The organism is Candidatus Bandiella numerosa (genome assembly GCF_021811875.1).
Classification (GTDB): Bacteria; Pseudomonadota; Alphaproteobacteria; order Rickettsiales; family Midichloriaceae; genus Aquirickettsia; species Aquirickettsia numerosa_A.
In genome coordinates this window covers 1-7,655 of record NZ_JAJBJD010000041.1, presented here as the reverse complement: position 1 = coordinate 7,655, position 7,655 = coordinate 1, and the positions used below count along the sequence as shown (strand labels likewise).

At 28.2% G+C, this 7,655-nt stretch carries 8 protein-coding genes; all 8 read right to left on the bottom strand.

The window, feature by feature from the left end; all coding sequences use genetic code 11:
- Positions 1 to 204: 204 nt before the first annotated feature.
- The 8 genes from L8D11_RS02435 to L8D11_RS02400 are packed head-to-tail and all read right to left on the bottom strand — an operon-like array spanning position 205 to position 7,520.
- Positions 205 to 1,065 (bottom strand): hypothetical protein, encoded by an 861-nt coding sequence (locus L8D11_RS02435; RefSeq protein ID WP_236870090.1) that lies wholly within the window; start codon positions 1,063 to 1,065, stop codon positions 205 to 207.
- A gap of 11 nt (positions 1,066 to 1,076) precedes the next feature.
- Positions 1,077 to 1,490 (bottom strand): ExbD/TolR family protein, encoded by a 414-nt coding sequence (locus L8D11_RS02430; protein WP_236870089.1) that lies wholly within the window; start codon positions 1,488 to 1,490, stop codon positions 1,077 to 1,079.
- Positions 1,491 to 1,513: 23 nt separating this feature from the next.
- Positions 1,514 to 2,227 (bottom strand): MotA/TolQ/ExbB proton channel family protein, encoded by a 714-nt coding sequence (locus L8D11_RS02425; protein WP_236870088.1) that lies wholly within the window; start codon positions 2,225 to 2,227, stop codon positions 1,514 to 1,516.
- 10 nt (positions 2,228 to 2,237) lie between these two features.
- Complete coding sequence (locus tag L8D11_RS02420; protein ID WP_236870087.1) at positions 2,238 to 3,107, bottom strand: ParB/RepB/Spo0J family partition protein; 870 nt, start codon at positions 3,105 to 3,107, stop codon at positions 2,238 to 2,240.
- A 4-nt stretch (positions 3,108 to 3,111) separates the two neighbouring features.
- Positions 3,112 to 3,894: a ParA family protein gene (locus L8D11_RS02415; RefSeq protein ID WP_236870086.1), complete on the bottom strand. Its 783-nt coding sequence runs from the start codon at positions 3,892 to 3,894 to the stop codon at positions 3,112 to 3,114.
- Positions 3,894 to 5,699: a tRNA uridine-5-carboxymethylaminomethyl(34) synthesis enzyme MnmG gene (gene mnmG, locus L8D11_RS02410; RefSeq protein ID WP_236870085.1), complete on the bottom strand. Its 1,806-nt coding sequence runs from the start codon at positions 5,697 to 5,699 to the stop codon at positions 3,894 to 3,896. Before mnmG ends, L8D11_RS02415 begins: the two co-directional genes overlap by 1 nt.
- A gap of 38 nt (positions 5,700 to 5,737) precedes the next feature.
- Positions 5,738 to 7,117, bottom strand: a complete 1,380-nt coding sequence (gene mnmE, locus L8D11_RS02405) for a tRNA uridine-5-carboxymethylaminomethyl(34) synthesis GTPase MnmE (RefSeq protein ID WP_236870084.1) — start codon at positions 7,115 to 7,117, stop codon at positions 5,738 to 5,740.
- Positions 7,118 to 7,121: 4 nt separating this feature from the next.
- Complete coding sequence (locus L8D11_RS02400; protein ID WP_236870083.1) at positions 7,122 to 7,520, bottom strand: class I SAM-dependent methyltransferase; 399 nt, start codon at positions 7,518 to 7,520, stop codon at positions 7,122 to 7,124.
- Positions 7,521 to 7,655 lie beyond the last annotated feature (135 nt).

The window sequence follows — 7,655 nt, the reverse complement described above, 5'->3', positions numbered from 1 at the left end:
TGTTACCAGTAAATAATATAATGTCAACTAATATTTAGCTTAGGCACTACTCAGCGACTTTAAAATTTTCTCCTCCTTTTTCCTCACCTACCTCTATACACTTCTCTCAAAGTGCATGAAGTCAGGAGCACTTGCTTTGCCAAATATCAATTCTTCTGAATACTATTTTTTTCATTCCTCATGAACAAAGTAGTTTAATTTCTCCTATTTATTAAAGTAAATCTTGATGAGTTCTTGATTATACTTTTTACAACTTTTAGCCTCATCTAGTTCTATTTTATCAATTTTTTGAGTAGATTTAAGCGCGCTTTCAGCACAAGCTCTGAGTTGTGCTGATGATGTATAAGCGTTTTTAAGAGCTCTATGTATGATATTGCAATTTCCATCTAATATGATTTCAACTTCAGTTTGCATGCCCTCCAAGCATGGTGTAGAATTCCAATGTTTCTGTAATTGTTCTTGAATCCTTAAACGGTCATTTTCATCTAAAACAGCATATGTATTATTTAAATTAACTGGCTCACTATTGTCTGCTACATTGGAAAATATGTCTTTTACAGGTTCTTGCTTTGCAACTTTTTTCTCTTTTGTTAAGTCAGGTAATTTTTTTGTGTCTATAGCATCTTTCTTTGGAATTTTTTGCTTCTTTTCTTGCTGCAATTTTTGAGTATTAGTTTTTTGCAATTCTTTTTTATTAACTTTCTTTTTTTCTATAGCTGGTGGTTCTTTAACTATTTCTTTTATTGCATTATTTTTCTTAATTACTGGCTTTTTTTTATCTTCTTTTTCCGGCACCTCTTTAGTTATTTTCTTTTCTGGAGTTTTAGAATTCGCAGGTTGTACTATTTCCTTTTTCTGAGGAATTTCCGGTATCTCTTTAGTTATTTTCTTTTCAGGGCTATCTTTAGGTAGATTTGTAGAAGGCTCTTTTTTTACGGGACCTATATGAATTGAAAATTTTTGATAAGTTAATTTTTTAGGAGGTTTTAAAATATTAATATTAATAATAAGCAGTAAAAAGACTGCTAAGTGGAATAATATAGATAGTAAATAACCTTTGCTCATTATTAATTAATCTATTCCTCAGTTACTAAAGTGACATTGTCAATCGATGCTTCCCTTAGAGTACTAAAAACATATATCATATCGCCGTAATGAGTTGATTGATCGCCATATATCATAATTTGAATTTCTGGTTTTTCAGCTAATATAGCTTTGATTTTATTAATTAACTCCACTTTTTCAATTTTTGTTTCTTGAATATAAATATTTGAATTTTTATCAACGCTGATATTTAAATAATCATCCTTTTTTGAAAAATTTTCGGAGGATTTGGGTAATTCAATATCTGTACCTGTATTAATTATATGAGATGTAAGCATGAAAATTATCAATAAAACTAGCATAACATCAACGAATGGGGTAACGTTAATTTCAGATTTAATTTTATTTTTATGTCTTAATGATCGAGGGTTTAAAAAATTGTACATTATTTTATTCATCAAACATTTATTTAAATTTTGCTAATTAATTTTATAAAGGATTTGCGAAATTTAATATTTAAGCTTTCAATACTACTATAAAATTTATTATTAAAAATTAACGCAGGGATAGCCACAATTAATCCTAAAGCTGTAGCCAATAGAGCTTCTGCAATCCCAGGCGCAACTGCTGAGATGCTAGCATTTTTTAAAAATACAATTGATTGAAAACTATGCATTATACCCCAAACTGTGCCAAGTAATCCTATGAAAGGGGCTGAGCTGGATATAGTTCCTAATATATATAGCTTATCTTCAATTCTATTGTTCACATCATAAATTTTTAATTCTATACTCCCTAGAAGTTCTTCTTTGTTTATTTCAAGGGTATCTTTTTTAATTGAACAGATTTTATGATAGACTGTAATAATTATTTCACCAAATATGTTTAATTTTTTTATTGTGGTAAAATGCCTTTGTTCAATTAAACTTATATCGTAATTATTTTCCATTAACAATTTATTGAATATGTTGTATTCTTTAGTAATAGATTTTAGTAAAAATATTTTTTCTAGTGCAATTGCCCAGGAATATATAGACATTAACACTAAAATCAGCATTATCGTTTGTACAAATAAATCTGCTTGTATAAACATATCTACAATAGAAAATGATTTTGCTGTGGATGCACTTGCAATATCAACAATTTCAGACTCAGCAAATTTTTTAACAGGTATTTTTTCCATGATTTTATAATTATATTGTTAATTCGTTATTTTTACATAGCATTGCGATTAAATAATCAAACTCATCCATATTGTTAAATTTAATAACGATGCTATTTTCTTTTTTTCCTAAATTAATTTTGGTTTTTAAATTTAATGCTTTGCTAATTTTTCTTTCTAAATTTAATACGTCACCATCTTTACCAAATTTATTATAATTTATTTTATTCTTGTTTTTTATTATATTTTCGGTTTGTCTGACGCTTAAATTGTTTTTTTGTATAATTTTAACTAGTTCATCTGGATTTTCATTATTAAGTAATAATCTTGCATGTCCTGCAGATAGTTTATCCTCAAATATTAATTTTTTAAATTTATCTGGTAATTTTAATAATCTAACTAAATTTGCAACATAGCTTCTACTTTTGCCAATTTTCTCGGCTAAAATTTCTTGAGTATAGCCTTGTTCATCAATTAATATTTTGTATATATTTGCTTCTTCAAGAGGATTTAAATCTTCCCTTTGAATATTTTCTATTAATGATATTTCAACATTTTGCCTATCAATTGTATTCTTTATTATTGCCGGAACAAACTTTAAATTTGCCAACTTTGATGCCCTCCATCTCCTCTCGCCCGCAATAATTTGGTAACTATCATTTTCAAATTTTTTAACTAAAATTGGTTGCAGTACCCCATATAATTTTATTGATTCTGCTAATTCTAAAATATCTTCTTCGTTGAAATTTTTTCTAGGTTGATTGCCGTTCTCAGCAATTTTATCAATAGGAATTTCAACAAAATAGTCTGATTGAAAATTTGAAATATTAAGGTCCAATTTATTTGGAATCAATGAAGAAAGTCCCTTACCTAAAGCTTTAAATTTATTATTATCTATCATAATCTTATAAATGTTTTTCTAAAATTTCTTGTGCCAAAAGTATATATGAAATTGATCCAGAGCATCTACTATCATAAAGCATGATTGGTTTACCATGAGATGTGGCTTCTGACAATTTTATATTTCTGGGGATCGCCTGTTCATATACTATGTTGCCAAAATTTTTTCTCACATCAGCAACAATCTCTTTACAAAGCCTGTTTCTTCTGTCGTACATTGTTAATAATATACCTTCAACGATTAATTTAGGATTTAAAATTGATCTAATATAATTTATAATCTTAATTATGTTGGCAATCCCCTCAAGTGCAAAAAATTCGCACTGTAGTGGTATCAATACTGAATCTGAGGCGGTTAAAGCATTAACTGTAAGTAGACTTAATGATGGGGCGCAATCTATAAAGATATAATCGTATTTTGGGAAGGTTTTATTTATTTGTTGTAGCTTCTTATTTAATATGTGCTCTTTATTTTCTAAGTTTGAAACTTCTGTATCAAATGCCGACAGGTCTTGATTAGATGGTATGATGTCAATATTGGGCAGCAAGGTATTTTTTATTACATTTTCAATGTTAGAGTCGTCTAACAATAAGTTGTAAATGTTTTGCACTCTATTTGAATTTTCTACACCCATTCCTGTGCTCAAATTGCCCTGTGGATCCAGGTCAATCAGCAGAATATTTTTTTGGTATAGGCTTAATGCTGTTGCCAGATTTATTGAAGTTGTAGTTTTTCCTACGCCACCCTTTTGATTAATTATAGATATTATTTTGCAACTATTCTTCATTAATTTTTTAGTTTCTTAATATGTATTATTATTGTAATTAATGCAGATGGAGTCATGCCCTGAATTCTTCTTATATCTGCAATTGTTTTTGGAGAGGAATTTTCTAGTTTTGTTTTTATTTCATTAGAAAGACCAGTTATGCCATTATAATTAATATTATTTGGTATAGTTATTTTTTTATCATTTTGTAAAATTTCAATATCTTTAGCGAGTCTTTTTTCATAATCTTTATATAAATTTTCGGCAAAAATATTTATTAGGATTCTATCATCTGTGTCAATGATTTCTGGGAAAAGTTTTTTTATCTGCTTAATATCTAAAATGCCTATAGATTGCAAGTTGTCGAAGTTATTATACCCTTCGATTATACTTTTTGTTTTTAAAAAATGATAAATTTGATTTTTTTGCTCTATGATGTCATTGTAATTTTTCAACTTTTCAGTAGTTATCAACCCATACTGGTTACCTATTGCTGTTAACCTTTCTGATGCGTTATCACTTCTCAGTTTAATTCTATACTCTGCTCTTGAAGTCATCATTCTATATGGCTCCTTAGTACCAAAATTTACTAAATCATTAATCATCACCCCTATATATGAATCACTTCTTGATAAAACAAATTTTTTATTTTGTAATTTTAAGGCTGCATTGGCACCTGCAATGAGACCTTGTCCTGCAGCTTCTTCATATCCAGTTGTTCCATTAATTTGCCCCGCAAAAAACAAATTTTTGATTTTTTTACTTTCTAAGGTCTCTTCTAATTCTCTTGGATCTATGAAATCATATTCAATGGCATATCCGTATCTTATAAATTTTGCTTCTTCAAGTCCAGATATTGATCTAACGAATTCCTCCTGAATATTTTGTGGCAATGATGTAGATATTCCATTTGGATATATTAAATCACTTCGTAGACCTTCAGGTTCTAAAAATATTTGATGACGTATTTTATCTCTAAATCTCACTACTTTATCTTCTATAGATGGACAGTATCTAGGGCCAATAGAGGTAATATTGCCAGAATAAATTGCTGACTGCGCAAGGTTATTTTCAATTATTTTATGGGTATTTTCGTTTGTATATGTTATATAGCACGGTATTTGGTTTTGTGATATACTTTCCGTAAGATCTGAGAATGGTTGTGGCGTTTCATCTCCCAGTTGTTTTTCTAAAATTTCCCAATTAATTGATTGTTTTAATATTCTAGGAGGCGTGCCTGTTTTCAATCTGCCGATATTAAATTTATAGGATTTTAATTTTTCAGCTAATATAGTAACAGATTCTTCGCCAAATCTTCCTGCATTATATTTAATTGATCCTATGTGAATTACGCCATTTAAGAATGTTCCTGATGTAATAACTACAGAATTGGATATTATTTTAACTTTGCCACAAATTACACCAGATGCTTTGCCATTTAAAATAATAATATCATCAACAACATCATATACTACATCTAAATTTTTATAATTAAACAAGATGTTTTGTATATTTTCTTTATATAACTCTCTATCTGCTTGGGCTCTAGGTCCCCATACTGCAGGACCTTTACTTTTATTTAATACTTTAAAATGTATTCCAGATTTATCAATAACTTTGCTCATTATTCCATCTAGAGCATCAATTTCTCGCACTATAATACCTTTAGCGACGCCGCCAATAGACGGATTGCACGAAAGTTCGCCTAAATCATCTTGTGATTTTGTAATTAAACAGGTTTTTGCTCCTATTCTGCAGGCTGCAGTGGCAGCTTCGATACCTGCATGGCCACCTCCAATAATAATTACGTCGTAGTTTTTTTGCATAATTTATATTATGTTTCACGTGAAACAATCAACTTATATCATTTTCCAATACAAAAGCTACTAAAAATTTTATCCAGCACTTCTTCTGTATTAATATCACCTAACAATAAACCTAATTCTTTTGCACAAGCCCTTAATTCTTCTGTTTTTAATTCTAAAGTATCTGTATTTAAGGCATTATTGAGGTAATTATTACAATTTCTCAATTTATTTTGATGTCTAATGTTAGTAATTAAATTTGCATCTGAGGAGGGCATAAAATTATTTAAAATTCCTTCTATACTTTGTAATATGGCGGCATCGTATTTATTAGATTTTAAAGATAAAAAAAGTAGAGCTTCATATTTTAAATTAATTTTTTCTAATTGCTTTATAAGTTTTGCTTTTAAAAATTGATAATCGCTCAATAAGTCAATTTTATTTACATACACTAAAATTTTGACAGTAGTATCTAACCATTTTTTTGATTCAATTAATATATTTAAGTTTAGTAAATTGTTTGCATCAAACATAAAGATTATTATATCAGAATTTTTCATTACATTTTTTCCCTTTTCTATCCCCATATTTTCAATTTTATTCGAGGTTGCTCTTATGCCAGCTGTATCATGCAATATAATTGGGATTCCTGCTATTTCTATTTTAGTTTTAACAACATCTCTTGTTGTCCCCTTAATGTTTGAAATTATTGAAGTGTCACTTTTAGATAAAAAATTCATCAAACTTGATTTTCCTACATTAGTGGCCCCAGCAATACAAATATTAATTCCATTCATTAATTTATTGGCGGAACTAAAAAATTTAATATTATTTTCAAATTCGCTTTGTAATTTTTTTATCCTTTTATTTAGTTTTGCGAGCTCAGCTTCATCTAAAAGGTCATCTGGGAAATCTATATATGCCTCTGATATAGATAGTAATTCAACCATGTCATTTCTCCAAGTGGAATAAATATCCTCTAATGCCCCATTATAATTTCTTATGGCAACTTTTCTTTGATATTCAGATTCTGAATTAATAAGATCAATCAAAGACTCTGCCTTATTTAATGATATTTTATTATTTTCTAATGCTACCCTAGTGAATTCGCCATTAGTAGCTAAGCGTAAATAGTCTAAAGAGTTTAATTCATCAAAGATGGAATTTATAATAGCGATTCCTCCATGTATTTGTAATTCAACTGTATTTTCTCCCGTATAACTACGATTTTTAGGAAAGTAAATAGCAATTACTTCATCTATAAGCTCTAAATTTTTCTTATATATCTTTCCTAATGTGGCAACTCTTTCTAATAAATTTTTTTTAAAATTAAGATCCTTAAGTACTAAAAGAGCATTAGGTCCAGATATTTTGATAATAGCGATTCCAGATTTTCCATAGCATGTGGATAAAGCAAAAATTGTTTCTCTTTGTAACATTATATTATTTTTTATGAGATAAAGCGAAATTAAAGATATTGTTAGATTTTTGCAACGCTTTTTTTTCAAAATTTGTCTTGTAAAAAATTTTATTTGATATTTTTATTTTACCTAATCTAAGTTCATCATTTTGTAAAATATCATATAAAATACTTTCTGCATAATTTGAATGATCAGTAACTATGAATAAGTGTGAAGAAAATTTATTTAATAAATATTGAAGAAAATTTTTATTAATTAATCTGTGTTTGTGATGCCTATTTTTTGGCCATGGGTCAGGGAATAAGATATAAATATTATTAAAAAATTTATCAGGGACTTGATTTAATAATTCCCTAGCATCTCCTTGATAAATAAAAATATTATGTATATCACGTTCTTTAATATTGTTAATTAATTTCATAATACCAGGTGTAAATAAGCATGCAATAGTGCACCAGTAAGTGCTTATAAAAATAAGAAAATAGGCACGGAAAAGTGCACCACTATATTAGTTAGAAATAACTAAATGTAGGTGCAAAATTGTATAGGGTGCAAA

Coding starts and splice junctions, on each gene's coding strand:
- L8D11_RS02415 (WP_236870086.1), bottom strand. CDS start 3,894: ATGAAGAATAGTTGCAAAATAATATCTATAATTAATCAAAAGGGTGGC.
- mnmE (WP_236870084.1), bottom strand. CDS start 7,117: ATGTTACAAAGAGAAACAATTTTTGCTTTATCCACATGCTATGGAAAA.
- L8D11_RS02400 (WP_236870083.1), bottom strand. CDS start 7,520: ATGAAATTAATTAACAATATTAAAGAACGTGATATACATAATATTTTT.
- L8D11_RS02435 (WP_236870090.1), bottom strand. CDS start 1,065: ATGAGCAAAGGTTATTTACTATCTATATTATTCCACTTAGCAGTCTTT.
- L8D11_RS02420 (WP_236870087.1), bottom strand. CDS start 3,107: ATGATAGATAATAATAAATTTAAAGCTTTAGGTAAGGGACTTTCTTCA.
- L8D11_RS02425 (WP_236870088.1), bottom strand. CDS start 2,227: ATGGAAAAAATACCTGTTAAAAAATTTGCTGAGTCTGAAATTGTTGAT.
- L8D11_RS02430 (WP_236870089.1), bottom strand. CDS start 1,490: ATGTACAATTTTTTAAACCCTCGATCATTAAGACATAAAAATAAAATT.
- mnmG (WP_236870085.1), bottom strand. CDS start 5,699: ATGCAAAAAAACTACGACGTAATTATTATTGGAGGTGGCCATGCAGGT.